Consider the following 19,519-nt stretch of genomic DNA (forward strand, 5'->3'; position numbering starts at 1 on the left):
AGCAAATATCTACTGAACGGAGGAGGACGTCATGCAATTTCATCTCAACGGTTTCCGGGTCGGCGATCCGACGATCGAGCCAGTCATCGGCAATGCGCATGCGGCGCAGATGCCCGAGACGGTCGACGTGCTGATCGTCGGCAGCGGCCCTGCCGGACTCGTACTGGCGGCGCAGCTGTCGCAATTCCCGTCGATCAGCACGCGCGTCGTCGAGCGTCGCGACGGACCGTTGCAGATGGGTCAGGCCGATGGCGTGGCGTGCCGTACCGTCGAGATGTTCAATGCGTTCGGCCTCAGTGACCGCCTGCTGCAAGAAGCCTATTGGGTCAATGAAACAGTATTCTGGCGACCTGATGCAAATGACCGCGGCGCGATCAGTCGTACCGGCCGAGTTCAGGATACCGAAACAGGCCTTTCGGAATTTCCGCACGTCATCGTCAATCAGGCCCGCATCCAGGAATATCTGCTCGACGTGATGCGCCGCTCCGCGCGACGGATCGAACCGGACTACGGCCTCGAAGTGGTCGACGTTCAGCGCGACGATACGCACGAATACCCGGTGCTGGTCACGCTGCGCCATACCGATCCCGCGCGGCTCGACGAGACCGTGTCCGTGCGTGCGCGCTATGTCGTCGGTTGCGACGGCGCTCGCAGCCGCGTACGTACCGCCATCGGACAAACGCTGCGCGGTGACGCGGCCAACCATGCGTGGGGCGTGATGGATGCGCTGGCGGTCAGCGACTTTCCGGACATCCGGCTGAAAGCGGCGATTCAGTCCGCGAGCAGGGGCAACCTGCTGATCATTCCGCGTGAAGGCGGATATCTGGTCCGCTTCTACGTCGACCTCGGCGATGTCACCCCGGAGAACCGCGACAGCATCAAGCAGATCACGGTCGATCGCATCATCGAGACGGCGCAGCGCATCCTCCATCCCTATACGCTCGACGTAAAAGAAGTGGCGTGGTTCTCGGTCTATGAGGTCGGGCAGCGCCTCACCGACCGCTTCGACGATGCCATCGCCGCCGACGGCACTTCGCGCGAGCCTCGTGTGTTCATCGCGGGCGACGCCTGCCACACGCATAGCGCCAAAGCGGGTCAGGGCATGAACGTGTCGATGCAGGACGGCTTCAATCTCGGCTGGAAGCTCGGCGCGGTGCTGGAGGGCCGCAGCGACGCCGCTCTGTTGCGCACGTATTCGGACGAGCGCCAACCTATTGCGCAGGAGCTGATCGATTTCGACAAGGAATGGTCGGCGATGATGGCCGCGCCGCCGAAGGATCCCAACCGGCCCGAGGCGGGCGGCGTCGATCCCGCGGAGCTTCAGGCGTACTTCGTTCGCGCTGGCCGCTACACGGCTGGCGTCGCAACGCGTTACCGGCCGGCCACCCTGACCGGTGAAGCGACGCATCAAGCGCTCGCCAAAGGCTTTGCGATCGGTACGCGCTTTCACTCGTCGCCTGTCGTTCGCCTCGCTGATGCAAAACCGTTCCATCTAGGGCATGCCGCGCAAGCGGACGGCCGCTGGCGCCTGTACGCTTTCGCGGACGCGTCGCGTCGTGCGCTGGATGCGCTGTGCGAGCATCTCGACAAGTCGCCCGATTCCGTTTTGAGGCTCTTCACGCCGAAGGACGCCGACGTGGACAGCGTTCTCGATCTGCGCGCGGTGCTGCAACAGCCGCATCGCGAAGTCCGCCTCGAAGACGTCCCCGCCCTCCTGCTGCCGCGCAAGGGCCGCCACGGCCTCATCGACTACGAAAAGGCATTTACGAGCGACGCGACGGCTGATATCTTCGACGAGCGCGGCATCGATCGCGAACAAGGCGCACTCGTCGTGGTACGTCCCGATCAATACGTGGCCCATGTTCTCCCATTGAATGCGTATGCGGAGTTGAACGCCTTCTTTCGGCCCATCTTTCGCGTGCGTTAAACCACAACGAAACCCAAACCTCCGAAATTGCCGATCAAACCCGAAGACGCCGGCGCGCTCCCCAAATTTACTGGCAGCCTGGTGCGCCGTGCCCAACAGCGCCATGCAGCGGTCTGGCTGAGCGAGGTTTCCGCGGAGATCACGAGCGTGCAGTACGCGGCGCTCGAGGTCTTGCACGAGACGCCTGGCGTCAGTCAGCGGCAACTCGGAGACAAACTCGACGTGGATCGTTCGACGATTGCCGATCTCGTTGCACGCATGGTGCGCAACGGCCAGATCGAGCGCGCCGACGATCCTGTCGACAAGCGCAGTTATGTGCTGTTTCTCACCACTGCCGGTAAGAAGCAGCTCTCGGCCTTGCGTCCGCGCGTCGAGCAGGTCGAGCGCGTTCTCACTGAAAGGCTGACGGCAAGCGAATTGGCGCAGTTGCGCCGGCTGCTTTCGGCACTGTTGCCGCCGCGGGCTTGATGCGCTTGCTTCTGAAGACCGCCTGCCGTCGCGGTCTGCCAGACAGCGCCTCCATTTCGGCTCCCATAGCCCCCTCCCCGCCGCCGCCTGGTTAGAACCGGCTGCCTTTCCAGAACAAATGACGGACGACGCACGCGAGCCCGCACATCTGTTCCGGCACGCAACCTGAAACGAAAACCGCGCCAGCGGACATTCGCACGATCCGGCATCCGCCAACCCCGCTGCGGCTCGCTTCATGCCAGCGCGGCGATCGCGCTTGGCTTATTCCAGCAGCGCCATGCACGTCGTACCGCCGCTTACGCTCAAGCGCGATAACGATAGCGCTCGATATTATTTGTGCACTACCGAGCGCCTCTCTACGATCTCCGGACCTACACTTCGATCTCTTTTCAAAACATGGCTACGACAAAAGCGCTCAAGGCCGCACTCCTCTCGGTTCTCGTTACATGCGGCATCGTCAGCGCGCAACCGGCGCTCGCGGCGGGACAAACGGTGCGAGTCGGCATCATGTCCGGCGAGGACGAAGACGTGTGGCGTGCGGTCGCGGCCAATGCCGCCAGGCAGGGCGTCACCGTCAAGATCACGACCTTCTCCGACTATACGCAGCCGAACGAAGCGCTCGCGGAACACGACCTCGATGCGAATTCGTTCCAGCACAAGCCGTATCTCGACGCGCAGATCGCGGCGCGCCACTATCGGATCGTGCCGGTCGGCTATACCTACCTGCAGCCGATCGGTCTCTACTCGCGCAAGGTGAAATCGGTCGCGGCGCTGCCGCAGGACGCGGCGATCGGCGTGCCGAACGATCCGAGCAATGAAGGCCGCGCGCTGCTTCTGCTGCAGGCGAATGGACTGATCAAGCTGCGCCCCGACGTCGGCCTGCTGCCGACCGCGCGCGACATCGCGGAGAATCCGAAGCACGTCCAGATCAAGGAACTCGACGCCGGCATCGTCGGCCGCGCGATTGGCGACCTCGACGCTGCCGTCGTCAATACCGACTGGGCGATCAAAGCGGGCATCAAGATTCCGCAGGAACGCATCGCGCAGGAGAAAGTGCCGGGCAACCCGTACCGCAACTTCATCGCGGTCAACGCGAAAGACGCGAACGCTGTGTGGGTGAAGGCGATCGTCGACAGCTACCAGCAGACCAACGTCGCCGCGGCGATCCTGACCGTTTATCACGGCGCCACGCTGCCGGCATGGGATGGCGCGCCCCAGCACTAACCTGACGCACGAACAACGCACGACTCACGCCGCGGCGCCTCGGCCGCCGCGCTTCCTGCCTTCTTCATTGCCCTCCTGATCGTATCGTCCGTCATGTCCATTAACAGAACGCTCCACGACCGCCGCACCTTCCTGAAACTTTCGCTCGGCGCCGCAGCGGCCGCGGCAGCACCGCTTTCGTTCGCGCAAGGCAACGCGCGCACGCTGCGCGTCGGCAATCAGAAGGGTTACCTGAATCTGCTGAAGGGCCGCGGCACCCTCGAAAAACGGCTCGCGCCGCTGCACGTATCGGTTACATGGACCGAGTTCGCGGCGGGCCCCGTGCAACTGGAAGCACTGAACGTCGGCTCGATCGATTTCGGCGACGTCGGCGAAGCACCGCCGATCTTCGCACAGGCCGCCGGCGCACGGTTGGCCTATGTGGCGGCGACCGTCAAGCGGCCGCGGTCGGAAGCGGTGCTGGTGCCGCCGCAATCGACGATCCGCTCGGTCGCGGACCTGAAGGGCAAACGGATCGCGCTCAACAAAGGCAGCAACGTCCACTACTTTCTCGTCAAACTACTGCGTCAGCATGGCCTGCAATACGGCGACGTAAAGCTCGTGTTCCTCGCGCCCGCCGATGCACGCGCCGCGTTCGAGCGGGCGTCGATCGACGCGTGGGTCATCTGGGATCCTTTCTTCGCCGCGGCGGAGCAATCGCTCGGAGCTCGCGTGATTGCCGATGCAAGCGGCGTAGTCGGCAATCGGGGATTCTACTTCTCGTCGCAGAGTTATGCGGCGAACAATCCCGACGTAGTCCGGATCCTGATCGAAGAACTCGACAAGGTCGATCAGTGGGGCAAGCAGAACAAGGATCAGCTCGCCAGCGAACTCGCGCGGCTATGGGGTCTGCCGAAGCAGGTCGTGGACGTGGCGGTGCAGCGTCAGCAGTTCGGCACGCAGCCGATTACCCGCGCGATTCTCGGCGAGCAGCAACAGATCGCCGATACGTTCCTCGATCTCGGCCTGATTCCGAAGCACGTCGACGTGCTGAAGGCGGCGCCTTCGAATCTCGCGTAGGCGTATGGGCGGCAGAACGACGCCGCAGCCGCGTCAACGCTCGGAGACCGACCGCGTTGGCGTAGCCTGCTGTTCCGGCGGGGCGTCGCTGTGCTCCGTCATACGCCGCACCGAACTCACGCTGGCCGCGATCAACGCGAGCGCCGCGGCAATGCCGGCAATCAACGTGAGGTGCTGGCCATGCACGAGTCCGAACACGATGGACACCGCCACCGCGCCGCTCGACTGGCCGAGCAGACGACCCATCGATTGCAGGCCGGACGCGCCGCCGCTGCGATGCCGCGGCGCACTGCCGATGATCACGCGGTTGTTCGGCGACTGAAAGATACCGAAGCCGAGGCCGCAGACCGCGAGCCGCCACACGATGTCGAAACGCGTCGCCGTCTCGCCGAGCTGGCAGAGCATCGCGAGTCCGCACCCGAACACGACGAGCCCGACGCTGCTGATGCGTCCCGGCGCCCACCGATCGGACAGCCGGCCCGCGACCGGTGCGATCAACGCGGTCACGAGCGGCCACGGCGTCATCAGAATGCCTGTCTGTGTTTCCGACAGCTTCAGCGTCTGCTCGAAGTAGAACGGCAGCATGATGTACGCCATCGTCTGCGCCGCGAACGAGCAGATCGACGTCGCCATCGACAGTGAAAACACCGGCATGCGCAGCAGGTCGATGGGCAGCATCGGTGTCGCGAGCCGGCTTTCGCGTCGCACGAACAGCACGCCGGCCACCAAGGCGATCGCGACCATCACGGCGCCGCGCTGCGTCGCGCCCGCCTGGTTGAATGCCGCGAGACCGGAGATCAGCAGGCCGAATGTGAGCGCGTTGAGCAGGACGCTCAGGCCGCTCAGGCGAGCCCCCGAGGTCGGCGTCGCGGGCAACGTGCGCGCGCCGATCGACAGCGCCAGCACGCCGAGCGGCACGTTGACGAGGAACAGCCACTGCCAGTGCGCGACCGACAGAATCGCCGACGCGATACTCGGCCCCGCCGCCGACGAAACGGCCACCACCAGCGACGAATAGCCGACGCCGACGCCAAGCCGTGCCTTCGGGAAAACGAAGCGCACCAGCGCGATATTCACGCTCATGATGCCGGCCGCGCCGAAGCCCTGAAACACGCGAGCGACCGCAAGCACCAGCAGCGTGTGCGCATTCGCGCAGGCGAACGACGCCAGCGTGAAAAGCGCGAGTCCGTAGCAGTAGACCCGTTTGTAGCCGAGGCTGTCCCCGAGCACCGCGAGCGGCAGCAAGGACACCGTGATCGCCAGCTGATACGCGTTGACGACCCAGATCGCGTTTGCGGGCGATACCGCGAGGTCGTTGCTGATGGTGGGCAGCGCGACGTTGACGATCGAGGTGTCGAGCACCGACATCGTCATCGCGATGGCGATCGCGATGTACGCAAACGCACGTTGGGGATTGGGCAGGCCGTCGGTCATGGTGCAAGCGGGTCGAAAGAGAATGCGCGGGCGACTGCGTGCGGCGCGGGCGCCGTCGCGGGTGCATTGTTGCAACTCCGACTCGCGGGAGCAAGGTTGCATTCGATACCGGAATGATGGCTACCCGGCTTGTCTCCCCGGGGTCTTGCGATTCGCGAGCGCGTGGATACGCGCGCTCGTCAGGCATGACACGTGCAACACCTGAATCGGGACACAGTTGACGTTACTGCGCCACACGTTGTAAATCTGTCGGGATCGTTGCCGCTATCGGCGCCGGCGAAGCACGCATGGAAACGAAACGCCCTTTTTTCACGATCGGCCACTCGACGCGTCCGTTGCAGGAATTCGTCGACTTACTGAAAGGCGAGCAGATCGCCTTGCTCGTCGACGTGCGCAGCATCCCGCGCTCGCGGACCAACCCGCAGTTCAATCGCGACACGCTGCCCGCCTCGCTCGCACCGGAACATATCGACTACATGCATCTCGCCGCGCTCGGCGGACGCCGCAGCAGGCGCAAGGTTGACGCGCCGTCGCCGAATGCGTACTGGACGCATCCGGCCTTTCGCAACTATGCCGACTATGCAATGAGCGACGCGTTCCGCGAGGGACTGGCGCAACTTCTGACGCTCGGTCATCGGCAGCGCTGCGCGATCATGTGCTCGGAGGCGGTCTGGTGGCGCTGCCACCGGCGTATCATTACGGACTATCTGCTGATGCACGATGAAACCGTGCTGCACATCATGGACGCACATCACACGAACGCCGCCACGATGACACCGGGCGCCGAGGCCCAGGCCGACGGCACGCTGATCTATCCGGCTCAGGCGCAGACCTGAGCCGACTCACGACACGACTGCGCACCAGTCACCTCGCACCGCTTTATGGCTGTTAGCACCAAACGTCCGTCGAAACTCGACACGCTGCTTCGCGACATCCGCGCCTGCACGCTGTGCGCACCCATGCTGCCGCACGCGCCCCGCCCCGTGCTCGCGGCGTCCACGCGGGCGCGCATTCTGATCATCGGGCAAGCGCCAGGCGCGCGCGTGCATGCGTCGGGGGTGCCGTGGAGCGACGCGAGCGGCGCGCGTCTGCGGACATGGCTCGGCGTCGACGACACGACCTTCTACGACGCTTCCAGATTCGCCATCGTGCCCATCGGCTTCTGTTTTCCGGGCCGCGGCGCGAGCGGCGACCTGCCGCCTCGGCCCGAGTGCGCCGGCCGTTGGCACCGCGAATTGCTCGCGCAAATGCGTTCGGTGAAATTGACGCTGCTGATCGGACAATACGCGCAGCGCTTTGGCCTCGGCGACGCGTTTGGCCCGACCTCGACCGAAACGCTCGTCAGGTGGGCCGAGTTTGGACCGCATGTGATGCCGCTGCCGCATCCGTCGCCGCGCAATATCGCGTGGTTCAAGCGCAATGCCTGGTTCGAGGGCGCGGTGCTGCCGACCTTGCGCGAGCACGTGGCGACGGTGTTGGCGGGCGGCGAGCTTTGAGCGCCGCGCACCCATCCGCGCGATCAGCCGCTCGTGGTAAACACGCATCCTGACCCGGCGTCCCAATCTTCGGAACGGTTACGGGTATACATGGATTAGGAGTCGCTACCGCACTGCACTAACATTTTTGCGGTACCGCACGGCTCGTATCGAGCGCTTCCGAATCGGGGTTGCACGTCCCACGCCAAACTCTCGCGCTGCCCCGCGAACTCCCGGTGCCGTCCAGCATCTGCACGCAATCGACGCAACGTCGACCACATCGACCAATGAAGACAAGAACCGGAGGATCAGATGGCACAGCAACGGGATGACGATCAGAAAAACAGCGGCAACGGTTTCAGCACGGCGCGGCGGGGGCTGATGCAGGGCGCGGGACTCGGCGCAGCGCTTTCGCTGATGGGCGCGCTAGGCGGCGCGGGCGGTCTGATCGGCACCGCGCAGGCAGCGCAGACGGCTTTTCCGTCGCACAAGAAGTGGAGGATCGTGTTCGTCAATCACGTCACCACCAACCCGTTCTTCGTGCCCACGCAGTACGGCATTCAGGATGCCTGCTCGCTGCTCGACATGGATTATCAGTGGACCGGCTCGGCCACTTCGGACGCGGGCGAAATGGTCCGCGCCGTGAACTCGGCGATTGCCGCGAAGGCCGACGCCATCGCGGTGCCGATCGTCGATCCGAGCGCTTTCGACAAGCCCATCCTGGCCGCGCTCGACGCCGGAATTCCGGTGTTCGCGTACAACGCCGACGCGCCGCGCGGCAAGAAGAATCCGCGCCTCGCGTATATCGGCCAGGACCTGTATCTGTCGGGCTACCAGATGGGCGAGCGCATCGTCAGTCTGATCGACAGCGGCATGGTCGGGCTGTTCATCGCCACGCCGGGGCAGCTCAACATCCAGCCGCGTCTGGACGGTGCGAGCGACGCCATCAAGAAGTCCGGCAAGAAGATCGACATCCAGACCGTGGCCACGGGCGCGACCGTCAACGAGGAGCTGTCGAAGATCAAGGCGTTCTACCTGGGCCACCAGGACCTGAAAGGCATGTTCGCGGTGGATGCGGGCAGCACGCAGGGCGTCGCGCAGGTGATGAAAGAGTCGAACCTGCCGTCCAAAGGCGTGCACGGCGGCGGCTTCGACCTGCTGCCGAGCACGATCCAGCTGATCCACGAAGGTTTCCTCGACTTCACCATCGATCAGCAGCCCTACGTCCAGGGTTTCTATACGGTGATGGAGGCGTTCGTGTTCCTCAGCTCCGGCGGCCTCGTCGGCCCGGCCGAAATCAACACCGGCCTGAAATTCGTGACGAAGGATAACGTCGAGCCGTACCTGAATACCTCGACGCGCTTTGAAGGCAAGACCGACAAGGAGCAAATCGTTCCGAGATCCGGCGCAATCAAGTCCTGATGAATACAGTGAACGAAACCAGCAAAGCTGTCCGCGCGTCCCGGCGCGCGGGCGTTTCCTTCGCGTCTCAATGGGCGGCCGAGCTGCGCATCCTGCTCGTGGCCGTGCTGCTGGCCGCCTACTTCGAATTCGCCAACCACGATTTCCTGCTCACCAACGCGAGCCTCGTCAACCTGTCGCAGTTCATCGCGCCGGTGGCGATCATCGCGTTCGGCGAAATCATGTTGATGATCGGCGGCGACATCGATCTGTCGGCGGGCATGGTGTTCGCGTTCGCGCCATTCATGATGGTGTTCGCGAATGACGCGGGCGCGCCGATGTGGCTCGCCGTGATCGCGGGGCTCGTGGCCGCGGGAATCGTCGGCTTCGTGAACGGGGCGGTGTCGGTTTGGCTGCGGCTGCCCTCGTTCGTTACGACGCTCGGCACGCTCTTTCTGATCAACGGTATCACGCTCACGATCTCGCGCGGCACGCCCGCCGCCACGCCGGGATCGCCCACCTTCGCCGCGTTCATGGGCGCGTGGGGCTACAGCGAGATCATCTGGACCCTGGTGATCGCGGCCGCGATGCACGTGCTGTTGCGGCATACACGCTGGGGCCTGCATACGCAGGCCGCGGGTGCGAATCCGCTCGGCGCGAGCGAGGCCGGCATACATGTGAAGCGACTGCGCCTTGGCAACTTCGTCCTCGCCGCGGTGCTGGCGGGCTTCACCGGCATGCTCGAAGCCTTTCGCATTACCTCGATCGACCCGCAGGCCGGCGGCAACCAGATCATGTTCCTTGCCGTGGCCGCCGCCGTGATCGGCGGCACGCCGCTCACGGGCGGCTCGGGCACCATCGTGGGCGGCCTCATCGGCGCAGCGGTGCTCGGCATTCTGAACGACGGCTTTACACTGATCGGTATCAACGCGTTTACGTTCAACATCATTCTTGGCGCCGCGATTCTGGCGGCGATGATCTTCAACATCCACGTCGGGCGCATTCGCCGCAAGGGTGGACGATGATGGACCAATCGCAAACCTCCTCCGCGGGCGCCAATGCCACGGCCGCTGCGCCCAGCGCGCCGAACGCCCCGCTCGCGCTGCGCGGCGACAGCCTCGTCAAACGCTTCGGCGCGGTGACGGCGCTCGATGGCGTCTCGCTCACGCTCGGCAAGGGCGAGATCCTCGGCATACTCGGCGACAACGGCGCGGGCAAGTCCACGCTCGTGAAGATCCTCACGGGCTTTCATCAGCAAACGAGCGGCACGCTCCACATCGACGGCGAGGAGACGCTGTTGCGCTCGGTCGATCATGCGCGTTCGCTCGGTATCGAATGCGTGTATCAGGATCTCGCGCTCGCGAATTCGCTGAGTATTTACCACAACATGTTCCTGAACCGCGAAATCGTGCGGCGCGGGCCGTTCAGGCTGCTCGACCACAAACGGATGCGCGAGCGCGCGGCGCAATGCCTCGACGATATCGGCGTGCACGTGCCTTCGGTGGATTTGCCCGTGGAGCGTCTTTCGGGCGGCCAGCGCCAGGCGATCGCCGTGGCGCGCGCCGTGCATTCGAACGCGAAAATCCTGTTGCTCGACGAACCGCTCGCCGCGATGGGCGCGCGCGAGGCGGGACTCATCATCGACCTACTGATGCGCTTGAAGGAAAAAGGCGGCCTCTCGATCATCATGATCATGCACAACTATGCGCAGACGCTCGATATCGCGGATCGCATCATGTTGATGCAGCGAGGGCGCGTGACCTACGAGCAACAGAGCGCGCTGACTTCGGTGGCGGAGCTGATGGACATCGTGCAGCGGGAATACCGGGCCATGCGCGCCGGCGGCGCACAGTGAGCCCGCCACGGCCCGCGACACCGCGCAACTCAGATCAGAAATCGATCTTCGCGTTCACACTGACCATGCGCGGATCGCCCGGCGCGATGTAGTCCGAGTACTGGACCATCCAGTAGCAGCGATTCGTGATGTTGTCGATCGCCGCGCGCAGCGTCACGTCATACCCACCGATGCGCGTCAGATAGTTCGCCCCGATGTTTACGATCATGTGCTTCGTTGACGGCCTACTGAATCAGCGGACCTTCATTGCGATTCAGGAGGCGCTGCGATGCTTCGACAATGTGGACTGGTGGTGGGCGCCGTCGTTCACTCGCGACGCACTCTGCGCCGATACCGTTATGTGTTCATCGTACGAGAGCCGCAGGACGAGAAACATGATCATCGGCGACACCGGCGAAAGATGCCGCAGAAATGACCCATAGTCCGGCTCGAAAATAGCTTGCGTTGATAGGAAACTGACCAGAAAACAAAAACAAAGCGTCTCGAATCGGCCCACCGGAAATAGCGCCGCCGCGGAGCGATAACGCATAAACACAATCGCAAAAGTGAAAAACACGCCAATGCCGCCCAGCATTTGCAGCGGAGAACCCGACGTAATCAGCCGCACCGGCAAAACGAAGGTCGCCAGCGTGATGGCGACGTTCGCCACGCCAATGAACATACCACTGCCTGGAATGAACTGTACGATCATCGACCCCACTTCCTCCGGGTCCCGCCACTCATTGGCGTTCTGCCTTGCGAAATCCAGTGATTCGCCATAGGCCTTCTGGAACACGAAGGCGACCATCACAAACATGGCCAGCGCGAAAAAGATCAATGAAACCGGCCTTCTGAAGCCGTTTGGCGCGAAATAAAGAAACACGGTTGCGGCCAGTGTAATGCCCCAGTACGATCTGAAGTACACGGCTACCAGCGCTCCCAGGACGACAAACAAAACCAATATCGCACGCGACGAGTTGTAAAACAGCATCAGAAGAACCAGAACCGAAATGATGATTTCTTTCGATGGAACGCCGATGTAGACGGTCTGATTGGCGAGCCAGAACGCAACCAAAAAGAACTCGGCCGGTTTTAGCGAAGTGACACCGGAACGCCAGACGGCGACAAACATGCCGATAGTCGATACGAGAAATCCTATCAAAGAAATGGAGAAACTCTGGAGACCGAAGAAGTTGAACAGCCACGCGAGATTGTCAAATGAGTCGCCAAACGCCCTGAAAGCCGTGACGGTCTTCATCCGGTCGAAGATCACCAGTTCATCCAACAGAAAACGCGCCGGCAACGTGCTCTGATGAAACGCGGAGATCGCATAAAGTGCGATGAACAGAATGAACCAGACCACGGCCGACACGCCTGGACTCGCATTCCTTCCGATGATGCCGGGGAGTTTTACAATGCGCATTCTCTTTCCCTGAACAAGTGAGCGACTCGCCTCGCGGTGGAGGAGCTAAACTTGCAGCGTCGCTGATTTTTGAGCGCAGAGATCACGGCGCTTCAAAACTAGGTTGGCGATTCAAATAAGCGTCCGGCTCCTTGCCGATCTTGAGCGCCTGGTAAGTACCCATACTTGCCACGATCGTTCCACAGACGCTGAGCAGAAGAAGCGAGTGGATGAACCCGACGCCGAGGAATTGAGCCGTCGCAAAGATCAGGAAGATCGATACGGCATTGACTGCCTGAATCATCAAGTCGATCTTCAGCCGGTTCGCGACAATGAATACCTGAGCCATCGAGCCATAGATCGCCATCGTGATGAAATAGGGAACAAAGATCAGGTACACGGACATCGACGGTTCCCATTCGTCGCCCATCTTCATGTGGATAATGAGGCTAAGGCCTGCATAGCACGCTGCCACCAGAGAAATGCTGATAAACGTCAGCATAGTAAAAAACTGTTTCGATGGATTCACTCTGTCTTTTCTGTGGCCGTCGAAATAATCGATCAGATCGCGGCGGAAGACAGCGCCCAAACTTTGCGACAAGAGGGACGCAGGGAAGTACCCCACACGATACGCCAGCGCAAAGATGCCGGCTTCACGATGATCGAAGATCATCGGCATCAAAATGGCGGACGCATAGATCACGAATGAATTCAGCGTAGTGGTCGGCACACCAAATTTTGCATACTGGATCTGAAGCGCGGAGAACCTGAGGAAGGCCAACGGGATCATCCGGCGCGCCGAGTAAAGGCAGATCGCGGCCGGCACAACGGTCGAGGCCAGAAAAATCCAGCTATAGATGTTGAATACGGTGGTGCCTGTGCACTCCCCTTTCGAAAACATCATCATGCAGACGAAGTAGACGGCGAACGCAGCATTAGGGAAGAACCGGATCGTCGCGATTTGCGCGTACTTTCTTTCGGTGGTGAGTGCTCCGCACAACGCCTGTTGCAGGAACACGCCAAGTGCCAGACCGATAACAGGTATGTATTCCGTATGCCCGGCCGCTGCCGTGGCCACCACGAGCCCCACGCCGATCCCTATGGCGACCGCACTGGAACTCGTCATTGCGCGCACGGCCTGGGCCTTGTCCGCCGCCATGCACGCAACCTCCAGACGCAAGCCGATCACCGACCCGATAAAAAGACCACCGGCCATGAGCTGGCTGAAATACCCGAGAGCCGTCGGCCCGCAGAACTTCCCGATCAATAGAATCGAAACGAAATTGAGCGCCTGACTCAGTACGACTCCAGCGATACTGACGATCGAATGTTTGATATTCACAATTTATCTACGTCGAAGTCCGGATGAATTTTTCATCGCTCTACACGACGATGGTTGTCGTCTGAAGGCTAGCCTTTCTGCGTCTTTCCGCTGGCGGGCAATGCGTCGAGATAGGAAGCACTGCGATAGAGGCCTGCGCGCGCGCCCAGACTATAGCGATAGACATCCGTATCGATCCCGTTGAAGATCACGCCCTTCACCCGGGCATTCGCCTGCTTGAGCTGCTTGGTGGCCTCCAGCACCTGCGCAATGGAAGTGGTCTCGAAGCGGGTCACCAGCAGCACGGTGCCGCAGCTATCCGCAAGCGCGGTCGCGTCGGAGACGGCGAGCACCGGCGGCGTGTCGATCAGCACGATATCGTATTCGCTCGTCTTCGCGAGGAATTGCTGCATGCGTTCGCTCACCAGAAGCTCGGCCGGGTTCTCCGGTATCGCTCCGCGCGCAACGAAGTCGAGGCCCGGACGCACGTCACGCATGATCACCGGGTCGGACGTCACCTCCGACGTCAGATAGTCAGCCAGGCCGGGGCTCGAGTCGAGACCAAAGTATTGCTCGAGATGACCTTTGCGCAGGTCCGCGTCGATCAGCAACACCCGCTTGCCGGCCGCCGATACGACCGCCGCCAGATTCGCCGAAAGGAACGACTTGCCCACCTGTTCCGTCGGCCCCGTCAGCAGCACGCGATTGTCGCCCGATTCCGATTCCAGCATTGCAAAATGAAGCGCGGTTCTGAGTCGGCGCAGGCTTTCAATCGACGGGTCGCGCGGAAACTCGCTCGCCAGCAGGAACTTCTCGCCAGCGGGCAGCTTCGGCGTCTTGCCGATTCGCGCGACTTTCGCCTGCGACAGCGGCACGCTCGCATAGACGTTCAGGCCCGTTTGCTCCTCGATCTCCTGCGCGTCGGTCACGCCCCGAAACAGCGCCGTACGCCCGAACGCCGCACCCACGCCCAGAATCAGGCCGCCCAACGCAGCATAGACAATCACCAGAAGCTTGTTCGGCTTGATCGGCTCTTTCGGCACCACCGGGTTATCGATCAACCGCACCGTTCCAACCTTGCCGGCGCGAACCAGTCTGAGCTGTTGCATGTTGTTCAGCATGCCGACGTAAAGCTCGTTGTTCACGTTCATGTCACGGGTCAGGCGCACCGCATTCTGCTCCAGGTCCGGCAACGACTGTTCCTGCTGCGACAAGCTTCCGATCCTGCTGCTCAGCATGCCGATCTGCTGATCGATCGCCTGGATCGCGGGGTGACCCGGCGCGTAGATCGCGCCCATCTCCGCGCGCTTCTGCTTCAGTTCGAGCAGGCTGCGCTGCGTGGCTACGCTTTGATCCAGATAGGCCTTGCCCTGCTCACTCAGATTGAACACGCCCATGCGGTTGCGCATGTCGTTATAGCGTCCCTCGGCGCGCTCCAGGTCGCTCTTGAGTTGCGGCAGCTGCTCGCTCAGGAACGCAAGCGACTTCTCGGCTTCCGCCGCCTTGCGCTTCAGATTCTGGTCAACATACGCATTGCCGATTTCGGCGAGCGTGCTGGCCGTCAGCAGCCGCTCAGAGCCCATCAGCGACGCGCCGATGATGCCGCTGTCTTTACCCTTCTGCGAGACCGTCAGTCGGTTTTGCAGGCTTTCCACCGTCTTCTCGCGCGACTGTCTCTCCAGAATGAATTGCGTGCCCGGCTTTGCGTTCAGCGAATCGACCTGCAGCGTGATCGCGCCATCGGGCAGTTTCGTGTCGAGCTTTTCGCCCACGCGACCCTCGATCGGCTCGCTGAGATCCGACTGCTCCAGCCGGTAGCGTCCGCCGTCCAGAACGGTCAGAACGAACTTCTCGCCTTCGAATGCTTCCGGGACGTCGAAGCTGGACACCTTGATCGCTTCATCGCCCCATGCATATCCGCCAAATCCAAAGATCCCTGGCTCGGAAAGACTCCGGGCTTGCCGGCCCAACCAGTCTCCGATCAATGGAAAGCGCTTCGGCTTTGCGCTGACGTCGAGGTGCAGATCGTCAACGGCTTTTCCGACCACCATTCTCGACTGCAGGATTTCCATTTCAGCCGTCGCCTCTGTTTTGACGTCGAACATGCTGGAGACGTCGCCCAGCGGGCCTTTTGAATTGCTGGTCGGAATGCTGTCTTCAACCTGGACGAGAATATCGGCCTGGTACACCGACGGCGCGATAAACGCGTAGGCCACGCCCACGGCGAGCACGCCGCCGGCGATTCCACCGACCAGCCAACGGTTGGCCATTAGAACGTCGAAATAACGCGAAAGACTGACATCGTTATTCCGGAGCACGGCAGCATTCGTAAGCAGAGAGATCTGATTCATCGAAACCCCAAGGCGGGTGTACGAAAAGGGTGGAAGCTCGATTTAATGTGCAGGCGATGCGGCGTTGCCAGATCTCGCTTTTTGTCACGGGACGGCAACATTTTCGGTGCTGGCGCTGCGCGCGTCAGTTCGGTGTGCAACGCAATCTGTCAACAATTCCTCTGCTTTGCGCGCCACCAACTTCAGAATAATCGTCTTACCGTACAAAGATAAGACTGCCTAATTCTCCGCTGAACCACTGTTTCCCCGCAGTAGATTCCTCGGTGGAAAATTAGCGTATATTTCAGAAGTATCCAGACTATCTTAAGACGGTCGTCATCTCCGTACGCTAACGCACATCGCATTTATGGCCGTGACGGCACAATCCCATTCAACGCCGTTAGCTTGGGATGCATATGAAACAATTCATGTGTGAGATATTCACACGCGCGCTGCTTTTCAGTGGAACCCCCGCGGCGATTCGAGCCTTTCTCTGGCGCGATCGCACCGCGATTCTGCTCTATCACGATCCGTCGCCCGCCACGCTCGAGGCTCATTTTGAGTACCTGAAAGACAAGGTCGAGTTCGTGCCGTTGTCGCAGGCAAATTCGCGAGGTAGTGGTCGCCCGCGCGTGGCCGTCACGTTTGACGACGGCCATATCGGCAATGCAAATCTGCTGCCCGTATTCATCAAGTACGGCGTGTACCCGACCATTTACATCTGCAGCAGTGTCGTGGCGCACGATCGTACTCACTGGTTCCTGCATCCTGTCGCGAGGGATGCAGGTGTGAAGCGGCTGATTCGCATGAAAAACCACGAGCGCCTGGCTGAACTCGACGCGCGAGGCTTTCGTCAGGACTTGCCAGACCCAGCGGCGACGATTAGTGGCCTCAGCGCCGCCCATATTGAAGAGATGCGCCCCTATGTCGACTTTCAGTCTCACACACGCTATCACCCGACACTAACCTTCTGTGACGATGACGAATGCTTTGAAGAGCTTGCGCTATCAAAGTCGGAGGTAGAACGGATCGTAGGTAAGCCTTGCGAGCATTTCGCGTATCCCTATGGCATTTATGGTCCGCGCGAAGTCGAGCTGCTGAAGGCCGCCGGCTACAAGACCGCACGCACGACCGACGTGGGCTGGAACGACGAAGGAAGCGACCCGTTCCGACTCAAGGCGTTCGACATTGACGATGACTCTTCCGTGTCGTGGTTCGCCGCGCAGCTCACGGGGCTGACGTTGGTGCCGCGCTATCTGCGACTGGGACGCGTCAGGCGCCTCGCTCAGCGCATCTTTAGCAGGCCACGTGCATTGAACCAGGCGTAGAAAGCACAGCGCCGACGCGACAGCTCGCGCAGCGGCGTACGACACCGTCGTGCACCGCGCTGCATCCAACCCAAGGCAGCGAATCGTCACGATAAGGTATTCGCTAATAAAAATACTATCGCGCGCGATCTCGGCTTCGAGCAGAACAAGCGGTCAACGTTCGAGCACCCGTCAATCAAAGGCGCGACCGGACCGCCAGTGCACTATTCGTAACGGCCTTATTGTTCCTTATCTCCACGGTTAAAAAGGAAGGCGGCATGCGCAAAATCTTCATCACGTCTCCGGGTACCGCCAATTATCCGGAAATTACTGCCTATCAAAACTATTTTAAAGCGCGCGGCGTGGATGTGGTGGTCGGAACAATCAGCGATTACCGCGCCCTCGATAACAAACGAGATTTCGTGTTGTGGGAAATCATGGGTTTTTATCCGAACCGGTTTGAATCCGACTTTGTCATCCATGACTACCGTTCTCTCTCCGTTGGCGGCTGGCCGGCGATGAAAGACGTCGCGAAGCGGTATTTCAATTGCCAGCCGAATCTGCGGATCTTTCAGAACAAACGGCAACAGGAGATCATGGGTTTCGGTCACGGCGTACCCAGTGTGATCCTGCCCATGGGCGTGCCGAACTGGATCTTCGAGGTGCAGGATGGCGGTCAGACCGAAAAGAAAGCTGATTTCTGTTATATCGGCGAAATGAGCGTCGAGCGGGGCTTCGATCGCGTGCTGGAAGCATTTATAAACAACTTTCAGAAGCGCGACGTCTCCCTCCTCCTGGTGGGAAAACCGGACCCGCGCATCTACGAAAGATTTTCGAATGCAAAAAATATCATTTTCACTGGGCCGTTGCCGCAGCGTGAGGCGCTGAAGCACGTGGTCGAATCCGATGTTGCGGTGTGCTATTTCCCCTATCACCGGCCGCATTGCTATCAAACGCCGACCAAGCTGCTCGAGTATGCTGCGCTCGGCAAGAAAATCGTGTGCAACGACTCGCCGTCGAATATCAGATGCTGTGAAGAGATGGGCATCCATAGTGTGATCACCACGGCGAACATCTTTGACGGAATCGATGAAGACGCCGCGCGCGGTGCGACAGCGAATCGTCGGACGGACTTCGCAGACCTCATTTGGGACCGGGTGATAGAGCAGTCCAACGTCGCGACATTTCTGCCGACGGATATCAAGCTAACCAACGCTTGACCAATCCATTGAGGTGCGACATTTCAACGAATGCGACTCGAACTGCCCTTGGTAGCACTGAGTCAGCCGAAGAGACGACATTTGAACGGTGGTAATGACATGCAGATATTCATTCTTCACCCCGGCAAGGCGAATTATCCTGAGATAGACGCCTACACGAAGTATTTTGTGAGAAACGACTGTAAGGTAACCTCAGGGACACTGGATGATTACAAAAAAGTCAAGAATCCGGAAGAGTACATTCTCTGGTGCATCATGGGCTTTTACCCCAGGATCCCTGCTGCAAAATACGTTATCCACGATTACCGCTCGCTGTCTGTCGGGCGTAACAGTGCGCTAAAGGACAGCATCAAGAAAACGTTTCAACCACGGCCCGATCTTCGAATATTTCAGAACGACTCAATGAGTGCAGTCATGGGCTTCCGCGACGGCGTAGATACCGTTTTCCTGCCGATGGGCGTACCAGATTGGATTTTCACGACGGATGCTGACCGCAACCAGGCGCTTCCGTCGGGAACGTATTGTTATCTGGGCGAGATAACACGGGAACGCGGCTTTGTCGGCTTCATCAGGGACTTCCTGGCCGCCAAGCGCGACTCGGATACCCTCGTTCTGATTGGGCCTGTTGAAAAGGAAATCTCCGACGCATATCTTCGATCGCCCGGCATCCTGTTCACGGGACGTCTTGCGCAACGCGATGCCCTCGCGGTGGTTCGCAACTGCGAGATTGCTATTTCAACCATCCCGTACAAGCGTCCGTACGACGTGCAGACGCCGACCAAGCTTCTGGAATATGCTGCGCTTGGCAAAAGAATCATCTGCAATGACTCGCCTTCGAATCTGAACGCCGCCGCCAAGTTTGGAATTCAATGTAAAGTAACGGGCCCAGACGTATTCTCTAGCATCTGCAATTTCCACGGCGATATGGTGCCGAAAAATGACCCCTCCACGCTGCTGCATTTGCGGTGGACAGATATAATCGCCGCCTCGGGCGTGGAGCGATATCTCGCGCGGCTCTAAAAATTAAAATGGTTTGCGCGATGACACGCGCAAACCATTTCTCAAAAGTCAGTCTCGTCGCGATCGCGTTCCGTGAACGTTGGTTACGGAGTGGTGC

Annotated in this window: 16 protein-coding genes and 1 pseudogene; 12 read left to right on the forward strand and 5 right to left on the reverse strand. The window is 60.7% G+C overall.

The window, feature by feature from the left end:
* Positions 1-31: 31 nt before the first annotated feature.
* The 4 genes from HDG34_RS07955 to HDG34_RS07970 all read left to right on the forward strand — a co-directional run bounded on the left by HDG34_RS07955 (position 32) and on the right by HDG34_RS07970 (position 4,678).
* Positions 32-1,927, forward strand: coding sequence for an FAD-binding monooxygenase (locus tag HDG34_RS07955; protein WP_184059000.1), 1,896 nt, complete (start codon positions 32-34; stop codon positions 1,925-1,927).
* A gap of 27 nt (positions 1,928-1,954) precedes the next feature.
* Entirely contained in the window at positions 1,955-2,395 is a 441-nt protein-coding gene (locus HDG34_RS07960) for a MarR family winged helix-turn-helix transcriptional regulator (RefSeq protein ID WP_184040718.1), read from the forward strand.
* Positions 2,396-2,791: 396 nt separating this feature from the next.
* Positions 2,792-3,619 (forward strand): MetQ/NlpA family ABC transporter substrate-binding protein, encoded by an 828-nt coding sequence (locus tag HDG34_RS07965; protein WP_184059002.1) that lies wholly within the window; start codon positions 2,792-2,794, stop codon positions 3,617-3,619.
* Positions 3,620-3,712: 93 nt separating this feature from the next.
* Positions 3,713-4,678: a sulfonate ABC transporter substrate-binding protein gene (locus tag HDG34_RS07970; protein WP_184059004.1), complete on the forward strand. Its 966-nt coding sequence runs from the start codon at positions 3,713-3,715 to the stop codon at positions 4,676-4,678.
* A gap of 33 nt (positions 4,679-4,711) precedes the next feature.
* Here HDG34_RS07970 and HDG34_RS07975 read toward each other — a convergent pair whose 3' ends face one another.
* Positions 4,712-6,112, reverse strand: a complete 1,401-nt coding sequence (locus HDG34_RS07975) for an MFS transporter (protein ID WP_184059006.1) — start codon at positions 6,110-6,112, stop codon at positions 4,712-4,714.
* A gap of 287 nt (positions 6,113-6,399) precedes the next feature.
* Here HDG34_RS07975 and HDG34_RS07980 point away from each other — a divergent pair, with 287 nt between their 5' ends.
* From HDG34_RS07980 to HDG34_RS08000, 5 genes are all read left to right on the forward strand, one after another.
* Positions 6,400-6,948: a DUF488 family protein gene (locus HDG34_RS07980; RefSeq protein ID WP_184059008.1), complete on the forward strand. Its 549-nt coding sequence runs from the start codon at positions 6,400-6,402 to the stop codon at positions 6,946-6,948.
* 45 nt (positions 6,949-6,993) lie between these two features.
* Positions 6,994-7,608 (forward strand): uracil-DNA glycosylase family protein, encoded by a 615-nt coding sequence (locus HDG34_RS07985; protein ID WP_184059010.1) that lies wholly within the window; start codon positions 6,994-6,996, stop codon positions 7,606-7,608.
* A 291-nt stretch (positions 7,609-7,899) separates the two neighbouring features.
* Positions 7,900-9,009: a sugar ABC transporter substrate-binding protein gene (locus HDG34_RS07990; protein ID WP_184059012.1), complete on the forward strand. Its 1,110-nt coding sequence runs from the start codon at positions 7,900-7,902 to the stop codon at positions 9,007-9,009.
* On the forward strand, positions 9,009-10,013 hold the full coding sequence (locus HDG34_RS07995; protein ID WP_090811666.1) for an ABC transporter permease: 1,005 nt from the start codon (positions 9,009-9,011) through the stop codon (positions 10,011-10,013). Before HDG34_RS07990 ends, HDG34_RS07995 begins: the two co-directional genes overlap by 1 nt.
* Positions 10,013-10,843, forward strand: a complete 831-nt coding sequence (locus HDG34_RS08000; protein WP_184059243.1) for an ATP-binding cassette domain-containing protein — start codon at positions 10,013-10,015, stop codon at positions 10,841-10,843. The genes HDG34_RS07995 and HDG34_RS08000 overlap by 1 nt, the downstream gene beginning before the upstream one ends.
* A gap of 34 nt (positions 10,844-10,877) precedes the next feature.
* On the opposite strand, the pseudogene HDG34_RS08005 reads toward HDG34_RS08000, so the two are convergent.
* From HDG34_RS08005 to HDG34_RS08020, 4 genes and pseudogenes are all read right to left on the reverse strand, one after another.
* Positions 10,878-11,051 (reverse strand): annotated as a pseudogene (locus HDG34_RS08005) (hypothetical protein); the annotation flags it as partial.
* Between the two features lie 45 nt (positions 11,052-11,096).
* Positions 11,097-12,245, reverse strand: a complete 1,149-nt coding sequence (locus tag HDG34_RS08010; RefSeq protein ID WP_184059016.1) for a hypothetical protein — start codon at positions 12,243-12,245, stop codon at positions 11,097-11,099.
* Positions 12,246-12,327: 82 nt separating this feature from the next.
* Positions 12,328-13,566: a lipopolysaccharide biosynthesis protein gene (locus tag HDG34_RS08015; protein WP_184059018.1), complete on the reverse strand. Its 1,239-nt coding sequence runs from the start codon at positions 13,564-13,566 to the stop codon at positions 12,328-12,330.
* 68 nt (positions 13,567-13,634) lie between these two features.
* On the reverse strand, positions 13,635-15,896 hold the full coding sequence (locus HDG34_RS08020; protein WP_184059020.1) for a polysaccharide biosynthesis tyrosine autokinase: 2,262 nt from the start codon (positions 15,894-15,896) through the stop codon (positions 13,635-13,637).
* Positions 15,897-16,291: 395 nt separating this feature from the next.
* Between HDG34_RS08020 and HDG34_RS08025 the strand changes: the two genes are divergently transcribed.
* The 3 genes from HDG34_RS08025 (at position 16,292) to HDG34_RS08035 (ending at position 19,422) form a co-directional block, all read left to right on the forward strand.
* Positions 16,292-17,203, forward strand: coding sequence for a polysaccharide deacetylase family protein (locus tag HDG34_RS08025; protein WP_184059022.1), 912 nt, complete (start codon positions 16,292-16,294; stop codon positions 17,201-17,203).
* Between the two features lie 257 nt (positions 17,204-17,460).
* Entirely contained in the window at positions 17,461-18,402 is a 942-nt protein-coding gene (locus HDG34_RS08030; protein ID WP_184059024.1) for a glycosyltransferase, read from the forward strand.
* A 99-nt stretch (positions 18,403-18,501) separates the two neighbouring features.
* A complete protein-coding gene (locus tag HDG34_RS08035; RefSeq protein WP_184059026.1) occupies positions 18,502-19,422 on the forward strand; it encodes a glycosyltransferase in 921 nt (306 codons plus the stop codon).
* The last annotated feature ends 97 nt before the right edge of the window (positions 19,423-19,519 follow it).

The sequence above is a fragment of the Paraburkholderia sp. HC6.4b genome, assembly GCF_014200875.1.
GTDB lineage: Bacteria > Pseudomonadota > Gammaproteobacteria > Burkholderiales > Burkholderiaceae > Paraburkholderia > Paraburkholderia tuberum.

Coding starts and splice junctions, on each gene's coding strand:
- HDG34_RS08020 (WP_184059020.1), bottom strand. CDS start 15,896: ATGAATCAGATCTCTCTGCTTACGAATGCTGCCGTGCTCCGGAATAAC.
- HDG34_RS07970 (WP_184059004.1), top strand. CDS start 3,713: ATGTCCATTAACAGAACGCTCCACGACCGCCGCACCTTCCTGAAACTT.
- HDG34_RS07965 (WP_184059002.1), top strand. CDS start 2,792: ATGGCTACGACAAAAGCGCTCAAGGCCGCACTCCTCTCGGTTCTCGTT.
- HDG34_RS07985 (WP_184059010.1), top strand. CDS start 6,994: ATGGCTGTTAGCACCAAACGTCCGTCGAAACTCGACACGCTGCTTCGC.
- HDG34_RS07955 (WP_184059000.1), top strand. CDS start 32: ATGCAATTTCATCTCAACGGTTTCCGGGTCGGCGATCCGACGATCGAG.
- HDG34_RS07990 (WP_184059012.1), top strand. CDS start 7,900: ATGGCACAGCAACGGGATGACGATCAGAAAAACAGCGGCAACGGTTTC.
- HDG34_RS08025 (WP_184059022.1), top strand. CDS start 16,292: ATGAAACAATTCATGTGTGAGATATTCACACGCGCGCTGCTTTTCAGT.
- HDG34_RS08010 (WP_184059016.1), bottom strand. CDS start 12,245: ATGCGCATTGTAAAACTCCCCGGCATCATCGGAAGGAATGCGAGTCCA.
- HDG34_RS07980 (WP_184059008.1), top strand. CDS start 6,400: ATGGAAACGAAACGCCCTTTTTTCACGATCGGCCACTCGACGCGTCCG.
- HDG34_RS08030 (WP_184059024.1), top strand. CDS start 17,461: ATGCGCAAAATCTTCATCACGTCTCCGGGTACCGCCAATTATCCGGAA.
- HDG34_RS08000 (WP_184059243.1), top strand. CDS start 10,013: ATGGACCAATCGCAAACCTCCTCCGCGGGCGCCAATGCCACGGCCGCT.
- HDG34_RS07995 (WP_090811666.1), top strand. CDS start 9,009: ATGAATACAGTGAACGAAACCAGCAAAGCTGTCCGCGCGTCCCGGCGC.
- HDG34_RS07975 (WP_184059006.1), bottom strand. CDS start 6,112: ATGACCGACGGCCTGCCCAATCCCCAACGTGCGTTTGCGTACATCGCG.
- HDG34_RS08035 (WP_184059026.1), top strand. CDS start 18,502: ATGCAGATATTCATTCTTCACCCCGGCAAGGCGAATTATCCTGAGATA.